This window comes from Variovorax sp. 10L421, assembly GCF_056395365.1.
Genome location: NZ_JBFTJJ010000010.1, coordinates 134,670 through 153,644 on the forward strand (window position 1 = coordinate 134,670; position 18,975 = coordinate 153,644).

The 18,975-nt window shown below is 67.4% G+C and carries 16 protein-coding genes; 6 read left to right on the plus strand and 10 right to left on the minus strand.

Annotated elements, in window-relative coordinates; genetic code table 11:
* Positions 1–42 precede the first annotated feature (42 nt).
* A complete protein-coding gene (yihA, locus tag AC1DFC_RS15440; RefSeq protein WP_413332242.1) occupies positions 43–786 on the plus strand; it encodes a ribosome biogenesis GTP-binding protein YihA/YsxC in 744 nt (247 codons plus the stop codon).
* Positions 787–876: 90 nt separating this feature from the next.
* Positions 877–1,788, plus strand: coding sequence for an alpha/beta fold hydrolase (locus tag AC1DFC_RS15445; protein ID WP_413332240.1), 912 nt, complete (start codon positions 877–879; stop codon positions 1,786–1,788).
* Between the two features lie 96 nt (positions 1,789–1,884).
* On the opposite strand, the gene AC1DFC_RS15450 is transcribed toward AC1DFC_RS15445, so the two are convergent.
* Together AC1DFC_RS15450 and AC1DFC_RS15455 are read right to left on the minus strand one after the other, a co-directional pair.
* The gene (locus AC1DFC_RS15450) at positions 1,885–2,769 is read right to left on the minus strand and encodes an LpxL/LpxP family acyltransferase (RefSeq protein ID WP_478179526.1); all 885 of its coding nucleotides are present in this window, start codon (positions 2,767–2,769) and stop codon (positions 1,885–1,887) included.
* Positions 2,766–3,656, minus strand: coding sequence for a lysophospholipid acyltransferase family protein (locus tag AC1DFC_RS15455; RefSeq protein WP_413315215.1), 891 nt, complete (start codon positions 3,654–3,656; stop codon positions 2,766–2,768). Before AC1DFC_RS15455 ends, AC1DFC_RS15450 begins: the two co-directional genes overlap by 4 nt.
* Before the next feature lie 215 nt (positions 3,657–3,871).
* On the opposite strand from AC1DFC_RS15455, the gene metK reads away from it, so the two are divergent.
* Positions 3,872–5,056, plus strand: a complete 1,185-nt coding sequence (metK, locus tag AC1DFC_RS15460) for a methionine adenosyltransferase (RefSeq protein ID WP_007835178.1) — start codon at positions 3,872–3,874, stop codon at positions 5,054–5,056.
* 24 nt (positions 5,057–5,080) lie between these two features.
* Here metK and AC1DFC_RS15465 read toward each other — a convergent pair whose 3' ends face one another.
* From AC1DFC_RS15465 to AC1DFC_RS15480, 4 genes are all read right to left on the minus strand, one after another.
* Positions 5,081–7,219 carry a TonB-dependent receptor gene (locus tag AC1DFC_RS15465; protein ID WP_007835176.1) on the minus strand — a complete coding sequence of 713 codons (2,139 nt, stop codon included), beginning with the start codon at positions 7,217–7,219 and terminating at the stop codon, positions 5,081–5,083.
* Between the two features lie 63 nt (positions 7,220–7,282).
* Positions 7,283–7,471, minus strand: a complete 189-nt coding sequence (locus AC1DFC_RS15470; protein ID WP_042673654.1) for a hypothetical protein — start codon at positions 7,469–7,471, stop codon at positions 7,283–7,285.
* Entirely contained in the window at positions 7,468–8,658 is a 1,191-nt protein-coding gene (locus tag AC1DFC_RS15475) for a PepSY-associated TM helix domain-containing protein (RefSeq protein ID WP_478179527.1), read from the minus strand. The genes AC1DFC_RS15470 and AC1DFC_RS15475 overlap by 4 nt, the downstream gene beginning before the upstream one ends.
* A gap of 27 nt (positions 8,659–8,685) precedes the next feature.
* The gene (locus AC1DFC_RS15480) at positions 8,686–10,782 is read right to left on the minus strand and encodes a TonB-dependent siderophore receptor (RefSeq protein ID WP_478179528.1); all 2,097 of its coding nucleotides are present in this window, start codon (positions 10,780–10,782) and stop codon (positions 8,686–8,688) included.
* A gap of 175 nt (positions 10,783–10,957) precedes the next feature.
* On the opposite strand from AC1DFC_RS15480, the gene AC1DFC_RS15485 reads away from it, so the two are divergent.
* The 3 genes from AC1DFC_RS15485 (at position 10,958) to groL (ending at position 14,690) form a co-directional block, all read left to right on the plus strand.
* Positions 10,958–12,559 carry a phospholipase D family protein gene (locus tag AC1DFC_RS15485; RefSeq protein WP_478179529.1) on the plus strand — a complete coding sequence of 534 codons (1,602 nt, stop codon included), beginning with the start codon at positions 10,958–10,960 and terminating at the stop codon, positions 12,557–12,559.
* A gap of 158 nt (positions 12,560–12,717) precedes the next feature.
* Positions 12,718–13,008 (plus strand): co-chaperone GroES, encoded by a 291-nt coding sequence (locus AC1DFC_RS15490; protein WP_007835162.1) that lies wholly within the window; start codon positions 12,718–12,720, stop codon positions 13,006–13,008.
* 29 nt (positions 13,009–13,037) lie between these two features.
* Positions 13,038–14,690 carry a chaperonin GroEL gene (gene groL, locus AC1DFC_RS15495; RefSeq protein ID WP_007835158.1) on the plus strand — a complete coding sequence of 551 codons (1,653 nt, stop codon included), beginning with the start codon at positions 13,038–13,040 and terminating at the stop codon, positions 14,688–14,690.
* A gap of 162 nt (positions 14,691–14,852) precedes the next feature.
* Here groL and xylB read toward each other — a convergent pair whose 3' ends face one another.
* From xylB to AC1DFC_RS15515, 4 genes are read right to left on the minus strand one after another with little or no spacing between them, the layout of a single operon-like run.
* A complete protein-coding gene (xylB, locus tag AC1DFC_RS15500) occupies positions 14,853–16,322 on the minus strand; it encodes a xylulokinase (RefSeq protein WP_478179530.1) in 1,470 nt (489 codons plus the stop codon).
* Between the two features lie 20 nt (positions 16,323–16,342).
* Positions 16,343–17,296: an AraC family transcriptional regulator gene (locus AC1DFC_RS15505; protein WP_413332228.1), complete on the minus strand. Its 954-nt coding sequence runs from the start codon at positions 17,294–17,296 to the stop codon at positions 16,343–16,345.
* A gap of 11 nt (positions 17,297–17,307) precedes the next feature.
* Complete coding sequence (locus AC1DFC_RS15510) at positions 17,308–18,276, minus strand: carbohydrate kinase family protein (protein ID WP_007835152.1); 969 nt, start codon at positions 18,274–18,276, stop codon at positions 17,308–17,310.
* A 20-nt stretch (positions 18,277–18,296) separates the two neighbouring features.
* Positions 18,297–18,968: a transaldolase family protein gene (locus AC1DFC_RS15515; RefSeq protein ID WP_478179531.1), complete on the minus strand. Its 672-nt coding sequence runs from the start codon at positions 18,966–18,968 to the stop codon at positions 18,297–18,299.
* Positions 18,969–18,975: the final 7 nt, after the last annotated feature.

Here is an 18,975-nt window from a genome sequence, read left to right on the forward strand (position 1 = left end):
CTCACGATTCTACAATGTGGGCCTTGTTTCGAAAGTCCGTAGATGCCCTCCCCGCGCGCCAAGCCCGCTGCCTACCCTCCCCGCGCGGCTCCCGCCGCGGACCCCCAGGTCGCCGAACGCGAACGCGTGGCACTGGGCTGGTTGCACACCGCCCACTTCCTGACCAGCGCCCCCCAGCTTGAGCACCTGCCCCCCGTCGACCTGCCCGAGATCGCCTTCGTCGGCCGCTCCAATGCGGGCAAATCGACTGCCATCAACACCCTCACGCAGCAGACGCGGCTGGCCTTCGCCTCCAAGACGCCCGGCCGCACGCAGCACATCAACCTGTTCGGCATCGGCAAGCAGAAAGTCGACGATGCGGTGCTGGCCGACCTGCCCGGCTACGGCTACGCGGCCGTGCCCAAGGAGGCCAAGCTGCGCTGGCAGCGCGTGATGGGCAACTACCTGATGACGCGCGAGAGCCTGCGCGGCGTGGTGCTCATGTGCGACCCGCGCCACGGCCTGACCGAACTCGACGAGATCCTGCTCGACGTGATCCGCCCGCGCGTGCAGCAGGGCCTCAAGTTCCTCGTGCTGCTGACCAAGTCCGACAAGCTCACGCGCAGCGAAGCCGCCAAGGTGCTGTCGATTACGCGACTGAACGCCGGCGGCGGCGAGGTGAAACTGTTCTCGGCGCTGAAAAAGCAGGGCGTCGGTGAAGCAGCCGAGCTGCTGTGGCGCTGGGTGCACCCGGAAGAGACTGCAGCAGCCCCCGCCGAACCGCCGGAGCCGCCAGCAGAGACCTGACTGAACCCCAGAACAGGCTGCATCGGCCGTCCAGCGTGCGTAGTTCACTATCAAAAGAATAGCGACAGTCAACCCAAGGAGACAAGAAGCATGATCGAGACCTTCCAACGCAGCCTGCCCAATGGCACCACCCTGAGTTGCCGCGCTGCCGGCCAGCCGGGCCGGCCGCTGATGGTGTTCCTCCACGGCTTCCCCGAAGCCTCGTTCATCTGGGACGAACTGCTGGCGTACTTCTCGGACCCGACCCACGGCGGCTACCGCTGTGTGGCACCCAACCTGCGCGGCTTCGAGAAGTCGAGCGCGCCGACCGACGTGGCGGCCTACAAGGCTCACCTGCTGATCCAGGACATCCAGCAGCTCGTGGCGACCGAGAGCACCGACGGCACCATGGCCGCGCTGGTGGCCCACGATTGGGGCGGCGCCTTTGCCTGGGGCTATGCCAACGCGTTCCCGCAGCAGATCCGCAAGCTGGTCATCATCAATTCGCCGCACCCGGGCACCTTCACGCGCGAACTGCGCAACAACCCGGCGCAGCAGCAAGCCAGCGCCTACATGAACTTCCTCGCGCGCCCCGACGCCGAGGCGCTGCTCGCCGCCGACGACTTCAAGCGCATGTGGCCCTTCTTCACGCTGATGAAGGCCGGCCCGGACGGCTTCGGCTGGCTCACCGAGGAAGTGAAGCAGAAGTACCGCCAAGTCTGGGGTGCAGGCCTCACCGGCGCCTGCAACCTCTACCGCGTGACGCCGATGAAGCCGCCGCTGCCCGGCCAGACCGTCGACGGCATCCCGGTGCTGCCGCGCGAACGGCTCACGGTGGACGTGCCGACCTTCGTGTTCTGGGCGCTCGACGACGCGGCGCTGCTGCCCGGCCTGCTCGAAGGGCTCGACGAGTACGTGCCTAAGCTCGAGGTCAAGAAGGTGCCGGACGCGACCCATTGGATCGTGCATGAGCAGCCGCAACTGGTTGCCCGCGAGATCGAGGGATTCTTGCAGCGGAACTGATGCCGCCGCCGGGCCGCCCCAAGGCGAGCCCCGCCTCCTCCTCGGGAGATGGAGCTGCACGCAGCGAAGCGAAGTGAAAAGCCGGGAGCCCTTCCTTCAATAGATCGGCGGTTCGCCCTCGGGGCGGGTCTTGAAACGGCGATGCACCCAGTAGTACTGCGAGGGCATCGTGTCGATGTAGCCCTGCAGCCGCGTGTTCATGAGCGCGGTATCGGCCTCCACATCGTCGGTCGGGAAGTTCTGCCACTGCGGCAGCACCTCGATCTCGTAGCCGCCGGGCGTCAGCTTCGACACCACCGGCACCACCTTGGCCTTGCCCAGCCGTGCAAAGCGCGACAGCGAGGGCACGGTGGCCGCCTGCACGCCATAGAACGGCACGAAAATGGTCTGGTCGCGGCCGAAGTCCATGTCGGGCAGCAGGTACAGCAGGCCGCCCTTGCGCAGGCCCTGCAGCACGGGCTTGATGCCGTCCACCCGGTTGAGCGCCGCCACATCGCCGAAGCGGGTGCGGCCCTCGCGGATCCAGGCGTCGACCATCGGATCGCGCTGGGTCGTGTAGATGGTGGCCGAGGGGCGCGCCGTGTGCATGGTCAGCGCGGTGGCCGCGGCGTCCAGGCCGTAGAAGTGCGGCGCGAACAGGATCATCGGCGCATCGCCGTCGGCGATCTCGCGGATCTCCGACGCCGCCCCAACTACCTTGAGCCGGCTCGCCACGACCTTCTTGGGCGCATGCCAGAGCCAGCTGCGGTCCAGCCAGGACTGCGCCACATAGACGAAGGTCTGGCGCGCGATGGCGCGGCGCTCGGCCTCCGACTTGCCGGGGAAGCAGACCGCCAGGTTGGTGTCGACCACGCGCCGCCGCGGCACGGCGACGGTGTGCAGGATGCGGCCGAGGAACGCGCCGAAGCCGCGCACGAGCGGCAGCGGCAGCGGCGCGATCACGCGCATGAAGCCGATGCCGAGCCGGGAACCGAGGCTCATGCGGCCTCCCTGGCGGCTGCGGCCACGCGCTCGGCGCGCGGCTCCTTGTAGCGGGCGTAGTCCCACACGTACTGGCCCGGCAGGCTGTGGATCAACCGGCCGATGGCGTCGTTCATGGCCGCAGCCGCGTCCTCGATGGAGGCTGACGGGTCGGTCAGCGCCGTGCCGACGATGGGCTCGAAGCGGACCACGTAGCCGGCGCCGTTCGGCAGCCGCTCGCAGACGCTCAGGAAGCAGGCCGCGCCGGTCTGTTGCGCAAGGCGGGGAAGCAGGGTCATGGTGTAGGCGGGCCGGCCCAGGAACGGCGCCCAGACGCCCTGCCCCATCGGCGGCACCTGGTCGGGCAGGATGCCGGTGTAGCCGCCGCTGCGCAGCGTGCGGATCAGGCCGCGCACGCCGCTGTTGTTGGTAGGCAGCGTCTGCAGGCCGGGCCGGTCGCGCGAGCCGGCGGCGATCAGGTCGGCCATCCACTTCTTGCGCGCCGGCCGGAACAGCGCGGTGATCGGCCCGTAGGCCGACAGGAAGCGCTCGCCGATCGCCTGGCCGCACATCTCCCAGCTGCCGAGGTGCGGTGCCACCAGGATCACGCCCTTCTTGGCCTGCATGGCGGCCTCGAAGGCCTCCACGCCTTCCCAGCGCACCACGCGGTGAAGCACGGTCTCGCCATGCGGGCGCAGCCAGAGCCAGGGCAGTTCGGAAGCCATCTTGCCGGCGGCGGCGATGGCGGGACGGTATTGGTCGGGCGCGAAGCCCGCGCTCTCGGCATTGGCCTTGAAGCGGCGGCGGTAGTCCGGCGCGCTCCACCAGACCAGCCAGCCCAGCATGGCACCGAGCCGATGCATCAACGGCATCGGCACGCGGGCGAGCAGGCGAAACAGGGTGATCATTGAAAGCGGGAGGGTCAAAAAACGGACGCGCGCGCATGGTATGCGCGGCTCGAATAGAATCCAAATTGTCGCCGAGTTACGGAACAACTTGCAGGGCGACAAACACAAGCGCGAAAGCGATTGTGCCCGTCGATTCATCGACATCTGCTAAAGCGTTCGCCAGGGCTCCGCAGAGTTGGCAACGCGCCAAATCACTTCAAGGAGCTTTGAACAAAATGGCGAACGACTTCCTCTTCACTTCCGAATCGGTTTCCGAAGGCCACCCCGACAAGGTTGCCGACCAGATCTCCGACGCGATCCTGGACGCGATCTTCGAGCAGGACCCGCGCAGCCGCGTGGCCGCCGAGACGCTGACCAACACCGGCCTCGTGGTGCTCGCCGGCGAGATCACGACCAACGCGCACGTCGACTACATCCAGGTCGCGCGCGACACCATCAAGCGCATCGGCTACGACAACACCGAGTACGGCATCGACTACAAGGGCTGCGCGGTGATGGTCTGCTACGACAAGCAGTCCAACGACATCGCCCAGGGCGTGGACCACGCGAGCGACGACCACCTGAACACCGGCGCCGGCGACCAGGGCCTGATGTTCGGCTACGCCTGCGACGAGACGCCCGAGCTGATGCCCGCGCCCATCTACTACGCGCACCGCCTCGTCGAGCGCCAGGCACAGCTGCGCAAGGACGGCCGCCTGCCCTTCCTGCGCCCCGACGCCAAGAGCCAGGTCACGATGCGCTACGTCGACGGCAAGCCGCACAGCATCGACACCGTGGTGCTCTCCACGCAGCACAGCCCAGACCAGAGCGAGACGCCGACCAAGATGAAGGCCTCGTTCAACGAAGCCATCATCGAGGAGATCATCAAGCCCGTGCTGCCGAAGGAATGGCTCAAGGACACGCGCTACCTGATCAATCCGACCGGCCGCTTCGTCATCGGCGGCCCGCAGGGCGACTGCGGCCTCACGGGCCGCAAGATCATCGTCGACACCTACGGCGGCGCCTGCCCGCACGGCGGCGGCGCGTTCTCGGGCAAGGACCCGTCGAAGGTCGACCGCTCGGCCGCCTATGCCGCACGCTACGTGGCCAAGAACATCGTGGCCGCGGGCCTGGCGCGCCAGTGCCAGATCCAGGTGGCGTACGCCATCGGCGTGGCGCAGCCGATGAACATCACGGTCTACACCGAAGGCACCGGCGTGATTCCTGACGACAAGATCGCCGAGCTCGTGCGCGAGTTCTTCGACCTGCGTCCGAAGGGCATCATCCAGATGCTCGACCTGCTGCGCCCGATCTACCAGAAGACCGCCGCCTACGGCCACTTCGGCCGCGAGGAGCCCGAGTTCACCTGGGAAGCGACGACGCAGGCCGCCGCACTGCGCGCGGCAGCCGGCCTCAAGTAAGCGACAAGAACCGGCGGTGGGTCGTCAGAAGCGGTACGCGCCGCTCAGGCCCACCGTCCAGTTGCGGCCCGGCGCGGGCTCGTAATAGCGCGCATTGCCCTCGTTGACGATGACCGAGCCCACGTAGCGCCGGTCGAACAGGTTGTCGACACGCGCGAAGGCATTGAACTCCCAGCGCTCCCATTTCTTCAGGTAGCCCGCATACACCGCCGCGACGGCATAGCCCGGCGCGCTCGCGGTGTTGGCATCGTTGGCCTGGATGCGCCCCAGCGCGCGCATCTCGACGCCGGCGCGCCAGCCTTCGGGCGGCACCCAGCCCAGCGATGCGAACAGCGACTGCCGCGCGATGCCGGGAATGCGGTTGCCCGCGGCGACGGTGTTGGCCGCCGCGCACGGTGACGGCGAGCAGAAGGCGTCGCGGTAGGTCGCGTCCAGCCACGTGTAGGCCAGTTGCGTGCGCCAGTGGTTCGCGGTCTCATGCTGCCAGCCCAGCTCAAAGCCGTTGCGCTTCGTGCGCCCCGCGTTCTGGAAGGTGGCACGGCCGCCGACGTTGGTGTCCGTCACGATCTCGTCGCGCGTGCGGGTCTGGAACAGCGCTGCCGTCAGCAGGCCACCGGCAAGCCGCGCCTTGGCGCCGAGTTCGATGCTGTCGTTCACCGCCGGCCGCAGCGCGAAGTTGAGCCCGCTCGCGCCATTTGCCCGATAGGAAAGTTCGTTCAGTGTCGGCGTCTCGAAGCCGCGGCCGATGGAGCCGTACAGGGCCAGGTCGGGCGTCGCCTGGTAGCGCAGCGAGGCCACCGGCAGGGTCTTGCTGTAGCGCGCACTGCCGCTGTCGTCGCGGTTCGTGCCGACGATGTAGCGGTCCTGCGAGTTGAAGTGCACGCTGCTGCGGCGCACGCCGGCTTCGAGCGTCCAGCGCTCGGCGAAGCGCCAGGTCGCTTGCGCGTAGGGATCGAGGTTCCAGACGTCGTTGAGCTCGTTGCGCCGCAGACGGCCCTGCACGCCCAGCACGGGCGCCGCGACGCGGCCGAGGTAGTTCTCGTAGCCGCGGCGCTTTTCGCGCAGGCTGTCGTAGCCCAGGCCGGCCACCACGTCGAAGGGCCGATCGGCCAGGGTCAACGCAGCATTCCAGCGAATGTCGACACCGCCGTACTGCCGCGACAGGTCGATCACGCCGCCCGCGTGCAACGGGTTCTGCTGCGCCGACACCGGAATCGATTGGTACTGCGTGGTCTTTCGCTCGCCGCCGTAGACCATCAGGCGCAGCCCCTGCTCTGCGTTGATGCGACGCTCGTACAGCAGGCCGGCCTGTATCTGCTCGACCGTCTTGCGGGTGTCGTACTGCGTGGCCAGCGGCGCGTTGCGCGGCGCCAGCGCGTACTGGTCGGCCGTGAGGCCCAGCGGGTCCTGCGCGTCGACGCGCACGCTGTTGAAGACCAGCGTGAGCCTGTCGCCGTTGTCGAGCGCGATGCCGAGCTTGCCGTTTTCGATGTCGCGCCGCGCGGCGCTGTGCTCGCGCCAGCCGTCGGTATGGAAGCGGCTCGCGCCGAGCAGGTAGTCGACCGCGCCCTGCGACCCGCTGAGCTGCAGCGACTGCCGCCAGGTGCCGAAGCTGCCGCCCGCGAGCGAGTACGACAGCCGTGGCGGCCCCTCGCCCGAGGCGGTGAACGCCTGCAGCACACCGCCCGAGGAGTTGCCGTACAGCGCGGAGAACGGCCCGCGCAGGATCTCGACGCGGTCCAGCGAGCCGATGTCGATGTTCGAGGTCTGCCCCTGTCCATCGGGCAAGGTCGCAGGAATGCCATCGACATAGAGCCGCACGCCGCGCACGCCGAAGGTCGAGCGCGCACCGAAGCCGCGGATGGACAGCTGCAGGTCCTGCGCGTAGTTCAGCCGGTTCTGCACCTGCAGCCCCGGCACCGCGCCCAGGCTTTCGGAGAGGTTGACCTGCAGGCGGCTGTCGCGCACCTCGTCGCCGTCGACGCGGTCGACCGAGCCGGGCACGTTGAAGGGCGCAACCTCGCCGCGCGGCGTGGAGACGGTGATCTCGCGCAGGCGCGCGCCGCTGGCGCCTGGATCGGCCGGCGGCTCCTGCTGGGCCTGCGCGGCCAGCGGAACACCCAGCAAGAGAAGGCAGGCGGCGGCGACGGGCGCAAGTTTCATCGCGCCGATTCTGCTTCGGCATGCCGGCCGCGCATGTCGCGGTGGCGCGACTCTCAGGGAAAACTAGCGGGCCGGCGCCTTGCGCCAGGCATGCCAGGCACCCACCACGACCGGGATGCCCAGCGTGATCCAGGCCAGGACGTCGCCCAGCCCGCCGTCGCTGAAGAGCGCCGAGATCAGCCCGAAGGTCGTCAGCAGGCCCAGCACCGTCGGCCAGCCCCACATGCGCCAGAAGCTCCGGTGCTGCGTCATGCCTGCACCTTCATGGCCGATGCCGGCTCGGGTTGTGCAGTGCCGCCGGAGACGCGCGCTTCATGCGCCGCGGCCCTCGGGGACGCGGGCACGGGGTTGCCCCGCTTGAGCCACAGGTACAACCCGCTGCCCAGCACGATGATGGTCGCTACGTCGAGCAGCGCCCAGATGATCTGCATCGGCATGCCGCCGTAGTCGCCGAAGTGCAGCGGCTGCGACACCAGCAGCGCCATGAGGTACCAGGGCAGCTTCGGCACCGCAGTCACCTCCGCTGTCTTGGCATCGACCAGCACCGGCTGGAACAGCTTCGATGTGAAGGGCTCGTTGCCACGCACGAAGAAGGTCGTGTGGTGCGGGCTCGAGAACGATGTGCCGGGGAAGGCAATGAACGACAGCTTCATGCCGGGCGTCTTCTGCATCGCGGCGTCCATCGAGCGCTGCACCGAGGCACGCTCGTTCACCGCCACGATGGGTTCGTTCTTGTAGGGCGCGAGCAGCGAACTGAGCTGGTCGTGCTGCCAGTACTTGATGAGCAGGTCGGCCCAGGTGTTGATCATGCCCGTGGAGCCCACCACGAACAGCCACACCAGCGTGACGATGCCAAGCAGGTTGTGCAGGTCGAGCCACTTCAGGCGCGGGCGCTTCTCGCGCCGCACCGTGCCGAAGTCGAGCTTGCGCATGAAGGGTGAATACAGCACCACGCCCGAGACGATGGCCACCAGCAGCAGCAGGCCCATGAAGCCGAGGAAGAGCTTGCCCGCCAATCCCGCGAACAAGTCGACGTGCAGCTTGAACATCACGTACATGAAGCCCTCGTCGAACTTCGGCTGCGCGAGCACCTCGCCCGTTCGCGCGTCGATCGCGACCGACTTGAAGTCCTCCGTGGCTTGCGGCGTGGGCGTGAGCGTGACGAACCACAGGCCGTCGTCGTCCTCGGGCTGTGAGACGAACTGCACCACGCGGCCGGGGTGCTTCGACTTCGCGATGTCGAGCACGCGGTCGAGACTCACGCGCGGCGCGCCCGCGGGCATCTTCGGCGCCTCGACCTCGGTGCCCAGCAGATGGCCGATCTCGTGATGGAAGATCAGCGGCAGGCCCGTGATGCACAGCAGCAGCATGAACACCGTGCACACGAGGCTGCTCCACTTGTGCACCCAGGCCCAGGTCTTGATTTTTCGGCTGTTCATGTGGGGGCTGTTCCTGAAGGTCGTGTTCTAGAAGCGATAGGTCGCGCTCGCGACGATGTTGCGGCGCGAGCCATACCAGCAGTCGCCGCGCGACAGGCAGGTGCTGAAGTAGATCTTGTCGGTCACGTTGTTGATGTTGAGCGCATAGCGCCAGCGGTCGGTCTCATAGGCGAACACGAGGTCGGCCAGCGCGATGCCCGGCACGCGCGGACCGGTGCCGAACTGCGTGTCGCGAAACGAACTCATCAGGCGCACGCCGGCGCCGGCGGAAAAACCGTTCACGCCGCCGATGGAAAACCTGTACTTCGCCCAGAAACTGGCCTGGTGTTTGGGCAGGCCTTCGATCTGCGCGTCGGCATCGGTGTAGTTGTAGTGGGCGATCAGGTCGAGGTTCGGGCCGGCCGAGCCCTTGGCCTCGAGTTCCACGCCCTTCGTCTTCGTCAGGCCGCGCTGCGAGAACACGTTGGGCTGCTCCTCGACGATCTGGTTCTTCTCGCGCAGGTCGTACACCGCTGCGCTGAAGGCCAGGGCGCGGTCCCTGGGCTCGTACTTGACGCCGGCTTCCCACTGCTCGCCGCGCAACGGCGTGAAGATGCGGCCTTCGCGCGGCGACTGCGGCGTGAACGACTCGCTGTAGCTCAGGTACGGCGACCATCCCGACGGCGAGGCGTACATCAGCCCGAAGCGCTTGGTGGTGGCGCTGCTCTTTTCCTCGTTGCTTCCCGCGGCACTGGACACGGCCCTGTCTTGCCGCAGGCCCGCCACGAAGATCCAGTTGTCGAGCCTGACCTGGTCCTGCAGGTAGACGCCCGTCTGTCGCTGGCGGGTGCGCGGCCTCGCATCGCGCACGGGCTCGTCGAGATGGCCGTAGACCGGCGCGTAGACGTCGATGGTGTCGAAGGTGGTGCCGCCCCAGACGTTCTCGCGCTGGCGCGCGAAGTCCGCGCCCACGAGCAGCGTGTGCTTCAGCGCGCCGGTCTGGAAGCGGCCCTCGACGTGGTTGTCGAGCGTCTGCGTGCGATTGCGGGTCAGTTGGCTGTCGTAGTAGCGGCCGAGCACGCGCTTGAAGACCGGGTCGGTGGACCAGCTGTCGAATCCGCTGAACGAACTGCCGTAGTGGTAGCGGTTGTCGTTTTCGTTGCGCGCGTAGCGGAAGTTCTGGCGGAAGGTCCAGCTGTCGTCGAACTTGTGCTCGAACTGCCAGCCGAAGGTCTTGCGCTCGCTGTCGTAGTAGTCGCCCGGCTCGCCGATGAAGCGGCTGCTCGGCAGGCGTCCGTTCGGGTTCGGCAGCAAGGTGCCCTCCCACGGCAGGAACTGCGAGCTGCTGCCGCTCTTGTCCTTCTGCCAGAGGCCCTGCAGCGTCAGCGAGGTCATGGCATTGGGCCGCCAGGTCAGCGAGGGCGCAATCACGCTGCGGTCGTCGGGCACGTGGTCGACCTGCGTGCCGGACTTGCGCTGCAGCGCGATCAGGCGGTACGACAGTGAGCCGTCGGCGTTCAGCGGGCCGGTGAGGTCGGCCTGGATCTGCTTGCGGCCGAAGCTGCCAAACTGCACGCCCACTTCGCGCTGGGCCTCCTGCAGCGGCCGCTTGCTGACCATGTTGACCACGCCGGCGGCCGTGCCGGCGCCGAACAGCATGCCCGAGGGGCCGCGCAGCACTTCGAGGCGCTCCAGCGTGTAGGGCTCGGTGCGGGTGGTGCTGGTGTAGTAGCCGTAGGCCTGGCGCAGGCCGTCGAGGTAGACGTCGGGATAGGCGCCGCGCACCCGCACGGAGTCGGTGCGGGAATCGAGTCCGTAGGCATCGGAACGTACGCCGGCCGCGTAGTTGAGCGCGTCCTGTACATTGGCCGCGCCCTGGTCGACCATCTGGTCGCGCGTGATCACGGTCACGGACTGAGGCGTTTCAGACAGCGGCGTGTCGGTCTTGGTGGCGGTGACCGCATTTTTCGCGCGGTAGCCGATCACCGGCGTGGTCGCCGTCTCGGTTTCGGCATTCGCGTCGACCCGTACTTCCGGCAGCGAGCCCGCATTCGTCGCCTGGGCCAGCACCTCGCGCTGTGTGCAGATCGCCAGACACCCTATCAGCACCGATGCAGCCTTGCGCCGCGCCTCCAACCTCTTCATCCCGGCCTCATTACAAATATTATTAAGAATGATTCGCATTTTATTGCGTGACTTATTTGTGCCTCCCCAATCACCGCTCCGATGAAGGGTGTTACGTTGCGGAATTGCGTCTGCGGGTCCAGGGCGAACCGGCTACCATGCCGCCCGCACGCTTCCCGTGCGTTGGCAAGCCCTCATGCTCAAGCTCATCGCCTTTCTGTTTCCCGCACTGAGCGGTCCGGCTCTGCGGCTGATGGTCCTCGCGGCTGCCATTGCGCTGGCCGGCTGCGCGGGGCTCCCACCGCGCACGCCTGAATCGCCCACCCTGGCGATTGCGGCCTCGCCCGCCACCGAGCTCGGCCGCGCCGCCGTCAGCCTCGACTCCCCGCCCGACGGCCTGAGCAGCATGCGGCCGCTGATCGAGGCCTCTTTTGCGCTCGACGCCCGGCTGGAGCTGATGCGGCGCGCGAAGTCGTCGCTCGACATCCAGACCTACCAGCTCGGCAACGACAAGACCGGCCGCCTGCTGCTGCGCGAAATGCGCAATGCCGCCCGGCGCGGCGTGCGCGTGCGGCTGCTCCTCGACGACTTCTACACGGCCGGCATGGACCGCCTGCTGCTCGGCCTCGCCGCCGAGCCCAATGCCGAGATCCGGCTGTTCAACCCGTTCGTGAACGCGCGCGACCACTCGTCGGGGCGGTGGCTGGAGTTCTTCACCGACTTCCGGCGCCTCAACCACCGCATGCACAACAAGCTGTTCGTGGCCGACGGCGCCATGGCCATCGCGGGCGGCCGCAACCTGGCCGACGAGTATTTCCTGCGCAGCGAGAGCGCGAACTTCATCGATTTCGAGCTGCTGCTGGTCGGCCCGGTGGTCCCCGAGTCAGCCGCCATCTTCGACACCTACTGGAACAGCGACGTGGTCTACCCCCTGCAGCGGGTGGCCGGCACCAGCAGCACGCCGCAGGCGCTGAAAGCCGATTTCGAGGAAGCAACCTCCCCGGCCCACGCACCGCCGCCCGACCCGCTGCCTCCCACCGACCTGCTCGGCGACCTGCCGCTGGGCGCCCAGCTTGCCCGAATCGACGAGGCCAAGTGGATGCGCGCCGAGGCCCACGCCTCCGCCGACAGTCCCAACAAGGCGCTGGGCGTCATGGCGCAACCCATGGAGCCGCTGGCACAGCGCTTCCACGAGATGCTGGCCACGGCCAGGTCGAACGTGGTGGTGATCTCGCCCTACTTCATTCCAGGCGACGAGGGCATGGAACGCATCCGCATGGGGCGTGAGCACGGTGTGAACATCACCGTCATCACCAATTCGCTGGCCGACAGCGACGAGCCGCTGGTCAACATCAACTACAACCGCTACCGCGTCGACATGCTCAAGCTGGGCGTGAACCTGTACGAAGTCAGCACCCGGCAGCTGCGGCGCAGCGGCCAGTTCCGCGACCTGCTCAAGAAGGCCCGCGGCCGCCTGCATGCCAAGCTGGCACTGGTCGACCGCCAGTGGGTGCTGCTCGGCTCCATGAACCTCGACCCGCGTTCCGCCCGGCTGAACACCGAATTCGGCATAGCCGTGCGAAGCTTCGACCTGACGCAGGCGCTGCTATTCGCCTACGAGCTCGACGACATCGAGGGCGTCTACCGCGTGGTGCTCAAGCCCGACGGCCAGAACGTCCAGTGGATCGGCACCGGCGACGTCCACAACGAGGTGCTCGACAGCGAACCGGATTCGAGCATGCTGACGCGGCTGCAGCTGCTGCTGTTCTCGTGGTTTGTGCCTACGGACCAGTTGTAGGCGGCTGCAGAACCCCTTGAAAGCCCGCCGATTGCCCTTATGATTAGCACTCGCTGCTGATGAGTGCTAACAGCCTCGCTTCCAGTCGATGGGCTGCCGGCCTCCGGTCCGGCACCCGACCACAAATCCGTTTCTTATCCATACATCCAGGAGATGCAATGAAACTTCGTCCTTTGGCCGATCGCGTGATCGTCAAGCGTGTTGACAGCGAAACCAAGACCGCCTCCGGCATCGTCATCCCCGACGCAGCCGCTGAAAAGCCCGATCAGGGTGAAGTCCTGGCCGTGGGCCCGGGCAAGCGCAACGACAAGGGCGAGCTGGCCGCACTGACTGTCAAGGTCGGCGACCGCGTCCTGTTCGGCAAGTACAGCGGCCAGACCGTCAAGGTCGGCGGCGACGAACTGCTGGTCATGAAGGAAGACGACCTGTTCGCGGTCGTCGAGAAGTAATTCAAATATCCCATTCGGAGTAAACAAACATGGCAGCAAAAGACGTAGTCTTCGGCGGTGAAGCCCGCGCACGCATGGTCGAGGGTGTGAACATCCTGGCCAACGCAGTCAAGGTGACCCTGGGCCCCAAGGGCCGCAACGTGGTGCTCGAGCGCTCGTTCGGCGCCCCCACCGTCACCAAGGACGGTGTGTCGGTCGCCAAGGAAATCGAACTCAAGGACAAGCTCCAGAACATGGGCGCGCAGCTCGTGAAGGAAGTGGCTTCCAAGACTTCGGACAACGCCGGTGACGGCACCACCACCGCGACCGTGCTGGCACAAGCCATCGTTCGCGAAGGTTTCAAGCTGGTGGCTGCCGGCATGAACCCGATGGACCTGAAGCGCGGCATCGACAAGGCCGTGACGGCCCTGGTCGCCGAGCTGAAGAAGGCTTCCAAGCCCACCACCACGTCGAAGGAAATCGCTCAAGTCGGCTCGATCTCGGCCAACAGCGACGAAACCATCGGCAAGCTCATCGCTGACGCGATGGACAAGGTCGGCAAGGAAGGCGTGATCACCGTGGAAGACGGCAAGTCGCTGGACAGCGAACTCGACGTCGTCGAAGGCATGCAGTTCGACCGCGGCTACCTGTCGCCCTACTTCATCAACAACCCCGAGAAGCAATCGGCGCTGTTGGACAACCCCTTCGTGCTGCTGTTCGACAAGAAGATCAGCAACATCCGCGACCTGCTCCCCACGCTGGAACAAGTCGCCAAGGCTGGCCGTCCGCTGCTGATCATTGCCGAAGAAGTCGAGGGCGAAGCCCTGGCTACGCTGGTCGTGAACACGATCCGCGGCATCCTGAAGGTCGTGGCTGTGAAGGCACCTGGCTTCGGCGACCGCCGCAAGGCCATGCTGGAAGACATCGCCATCCTGACGGGCGGCAAGGTCATCGCTGAGGAAGTGGGCCTGACGCTCGAAAAGGTGACGCTGGCCGACCTGGGTCAAGCCAAGCGCATCGAAGTGGGCAAGGAAAACACGATCATCATCGACGGCGCTGGCGCCGCTGGCGACATCGAAGCCCGCGTGAAGCAAGTGCGCGTGCAGATCGAAGAAGCCACGAGCGACTACGACCGTGAAAAGCTGCAAGAGCGCGTGGCCAAGCTGGCCGGCGGTGTTGCCGTGATCAAGGTTGGCGCCGCCACCGAAGTCGAAATGAAGGAAAAGAAGGCTCGCGTCGAAGACGCCCTGCACGCTACCCGCGCTGCAGTGGAAGAAGGCGTTGTGGCTGGCGGCGGCGTGGCTCTGCTGCGTGCCAAGCAAGCCGTGGGCGACTCGATCAAGGGCGACAACGCCGACCAGGACGCCGGCGTCAAGCTGGTGCTCAAGGCCATCGAAGCACCCCTGCGCGAAATCGTGAACAACGCCGGCGGCGAAGCCTCGGTGGTGGTGAACGCTGTGTTGGCCGGCAAGGGCAACTACGGCTTCAACGCTGCGAACGACACGTACGGCGACATGCTCGAGCTGGGCATCCTGGACCCGACGAAGGTCACGCGCACCGCACTGCAGAACGCCGCTTCGGTGTCCTCGCTGCTGCTGACGACCGAAGCCATGGTTGCTGACGCACCCAAGGACGAAGGCGCTGCCGGCGGTGGCATGCCCGACATGGGCGGCATGGGTGGCATGGGCGGCATGGGCATGTAATTGGCTCGCCCCCAGGCTGCGCGGCACTTCGTGTCCGCTACGCCTACCCCCCAACCGGGGGCGACACCTGCGGACCGGCAGAGCCGGATCCGCGGTGTCTCGCGAAATGAAAGAAGCCCGGCTTGCGCCGGGCTTTTTTCATGGGCGGTCGTGATCGCTCTGCTACTGGAATTGCGCCTGCACCGCCTTGTAGAGCGCCTGGAAGCGCGCATGCCTCGTCCTGTGGACATTGGCTACTTCGGTCGAGGCAACCAGCTTCTGCTTCACAGGCGGCAGCGTGCAAACCTCGGCCACCGAGCCCCCATCCGCCAACCACGCCAGCCGCGCCGCACCCAGTGCGCCACCCGTCTCGCCGCCCGCATAGAGCGTGAGCGGCACGCCGAAGATGTCGGCCAGCAGCTGCCCCCACCACACGCTGCGCGCACCGCCGCCCACCAGCGCCACGTCGCGCAGCGGCATCCCGGCCGGCAGCCGCAGGGTATCGAAGCCGTCGCGCAGGCCGAAGCTCACGCCCTCGACCACGGCGTACGCGATTTCCGCTGGCCCGTGTGCGTGCGTGAGGCCGAACAGCACGCCCTGCGCGTTGGGGTTGTTGTGCGGCGAGCGCTCGCCGGAGAGGTACGGCAGGAACAGCGGGCAGCCCTCGCGCTGTGCCAGCGGGACGGACGCCGCCGCTTCGAGCAGCGCGGCCTCGTCCGCGAACCTGAAAGTCTTTGCGGCCCAACTCACCGCGCTCGCAGCCGAGAGCATCACCGACATCTGGTGCCACCGCCCCGGCAGCGCATGGCAAAAGGCGTGCATCGCCTGCGCGGGGTTCGGCAGGAAGCGGTCGGTCGAGACGAACACGACGCCCGAGGTGCCGAGTGACACGAATCCCTGCCCCGGCTCGACGAGGCCCATGCCGACGGCGCTGGCCGCGTTGTCGCCGGCACCGCCGGCGATCACCACGCTGGCGCGGCCCACGCCCCAGCGCGCCGCCAGTTCGGGTTTGAGCTGCGCCGACATCTCGCTGCCTTCGACCAGCCGCGGCATGTGCGCGCGCGTGAGGCCTGTGGCCGCCAGCAGTTCGTCGGACCAGTCGCGCGCACCCACATCGAGCCACAGCGTGCCCGCCGCATCGGACATCTCGCTGACCGCCTCGCCGCTGAGCATGAAGCGCAGCCAGTCCTTGGGCAGCAGCACGCGCGCCACACGGCCGAAGATTTCAGGCTCGTGCTCGCGCACCCACAACAGCTTGGGCGCGGTGAACCCCGGCATCGCGAGGTTGCCCGCGATCTCGCCGAGCCTCGGCACGGCGCGCGCAAGCGCCTCGCACTGCGCACCGCTGCGGCCGTCGTTCCAGAGAATCGCAGGGCGCAGCACCTCGCCCGCCGCATCGAGCAGCGTGGCACCGTGCATCTGTCCCGACAGGCCGATGGCGCGCACCGCCGCGAGTTCCTCGGGATGCGACTTGCCGAGCGCACGCATCACCTCCTCGAGCGCATGCCACCACTGCTGCGGCGCCTGCTCCGACCACAGCGGCCGCGGCCGTTCGACCGCGAGCGGCGCGCGGGCCACGCCGACGATGCGGTGGTCGTCGGCGAGCAGCAGCGCCTTGAGCTCGGACGTGCCGAGGTCGAGTCCCAGGTACAAGATGGACCCCCTGGCTTTGTCTAGGAAGAGATGCCGCCGCCGAAGCGGGTGTCTGCCTGCTTTCGGAATTCGCTCGGCGTCATTCCCTTGATTTCAAGAAAACGTCGATTGAAATTCGCCACATTGTTGAAGCCAACCTGGTAGCAGATGTCGGTCACGTAGTGATCGGTCTGCATCAGCAGGTGGCAGGCGCTGTTGATACGCACGCGGTTGACGAAGTCGGTGAAGCTGTTGCCGGTGGAGCGCCGGAAGAAGCGGCTGAAGCGGCTCTCGCTCATACCCAGTTCGGCCGCCACGTCCGACATCGAGATCGACTCCGCCATGTTGCTGGTGATGCGGTTGACGATGTCGTTGATCTGGTCGACCTGCGCATCGCCCTCGATGCCCTGGGCGCCCTGCATCTGCACGCTCGACAGCAGCCGGTAGTCGGTGCATTGCGCGAGGTCGGCCATGAACTCGAGGAACCGTCCGAGCCGGCGCACGCCGCGCGCGGCCTTGATGTTGTCCCAGTGCGTCTGCGCCTGCTGCGACATGCCGAAGAACTCGATGCCGTGCCGCGCACGTTCGAGCAGCTGCATCACTTCGCGCAGCTCGGGAATCTCGGCCGCGGCGTGCTCGATCGGCTCGTGGCGGAACTGGATCACCCGGTCGCGCCCAGCGGCGCCGCCTTCGGGCACGTCGAGCGAAATCCAGTTGTGCGGCAGCCGGGGCCCGCAGAGCACGAGGTGTCCGGGCTGGAACGGCCCGATCCAGTCTCCTATGAAGGCCTTGCCCGAGGTCTCGGTGATCAGGTGCAGCTCGTAGTCTTCATGGAAATGCCATCGCACCAGCGGGCTCGGGAAGCCGTGCGCCAGGCAGCGCACCAGGCCGGTTTCGGGGGCCTCGTAGCCCAGCGACGGGGAGCGCGCAATATCGCGCTCCAGCTCGGGTTGGCGCTGACGGGGAATCGAGCGTTTGCGTGTGGACGTTGTCATGGCAGCACGGGTCAGGACCGGGAAGCGACGGCCCCATTGTCTTCCTGCGCCAGCGCGGCGTGAACCGCTTCGAGCGTGGGTGGATCGGCGCCTTCGCGGGTGCAGTTGAGGGCGGCGGCCGTGGCGGCGAAGCGCATCACCTCGCGCCAGGCGTCGTCGCCCAGCTCGCCGAGCTGGGCCGGGTGCTCGACGCCGTGCGCGAGCAGCGCCACCGAGAGCCCGGCCGTGAAGGTGTCGCCCGCGCCGATGGTGTCGACCACCTTGACGCGGGGCGCCGCCACGGCGAGCGGCGCGTGCCCCGTGCGCCAGAGCGTGGCGCCCGCGCCGCCGCGCGTGACGACCACGGCGTGCGCGCCGGCCTGCAGGCAATCCGCCGCCAGTGCATCGACCGGCCGGCCGGGGGCCAGCAGTTCGGCATCTTCGTCGCTGAGCTTGACCAGGTCGGCCATGGCCAGCCAGTCCGTCATGCGCTCGCGGTAGGCGGCCATGTCGGGAATGAGGCTGGGCCGCACGTTCGGATCGAACACGATCACGCGGCGGCCCGCGTTGGCCGTGACCAGCTCGGCAATGCGCGTGGCCGCCGGCTCCTGCAGCAGCGAGATCGAGCCGAAATGAAGGAAGCGGCAGTCCGCCGGCAACTGCGGCAGCGGCTCGGGCGCCCAGGTGGCGTCGGCGCTGCCGCGCGTGTAAAAGGCATAGCGGTTGGTCTGCGGCGTGCGCTCGACGAAGGCCAGGGTCGACGGCGCGTTGCTGCGCAGGATGAGGCGGGTGTCCACGCCGTTGCGTTCGAGAAAACGCATCAGCCGTTCGCCGAACAGGTCGGTCGACAGCTGCGTGAGAAAGCCGGTGGGCTGGCCGAGGCGCGCGCAGGCCACGGCCGTGTTGAGCGGAGAGCCGCCCTCGTGGCCCAGGAACGCGAGCGTGCCGGCCTCGCTGGCGGTGAAATCGATCAGGGCTTCGCCCGTGAGTGCAATGCGCATGGTGCTCGGATTTTCCTCTGTCAGGGCAAGGCGCGTGCATCGGCCAGGAAGCCGCGTTCGGCGGCGAGCGTGGCGGGATGGTCGAGCAGCTCGGCAAAGAGGCGCGGCGGGATGGTGATGGCTCCCACGYCGAGCCCCAGCAGGGCAAGGTAGGCCGCGCGCGAACGGATGCTCGCCACCAGCAGGCGCGTGCCGGACGAAGGACGCTGCGCGACCAGTGACTGCATCTGCGCGATCAGCGCCAGCCCGTCGACACCGGCGTCCTCGAGCCGCCCGAGGTACGGCGCCGCATAGGCCGCGCCCAGTTGCGCCGCGAAGTGCGCCTGCTCGGGCGCATACACGGCCGTCCACGTGACGGGCACGCCTTGCGCGATGAGCCGCGCGCCGGCATCGAGGCCCTGGCGCGTGGCGGGGATCTTCACGACCAGCTGGCCCCGGTCGAAGTGCGAGAGCAAAGCGTCCGCGTCTTCGAGCATGCCGTCGACGTCGCTCGAATACACCTGCGCCTGCACCTGGCGCGCGCCCAGTTCGATGCAGCGTTTCAGCAAACCGGGCACTTCGCCGCGGCCAATGCCCGCACGCTTGAGCAAGGTCGGGTTGGTCGTCACGCCATGCACCACCGGGTGCGGCAGGCAGGCCTGCAGTTCAGACAGGTCGGCACTGTCGAGGTACAGATGGAAGTCTTCGTTCATCGCATTT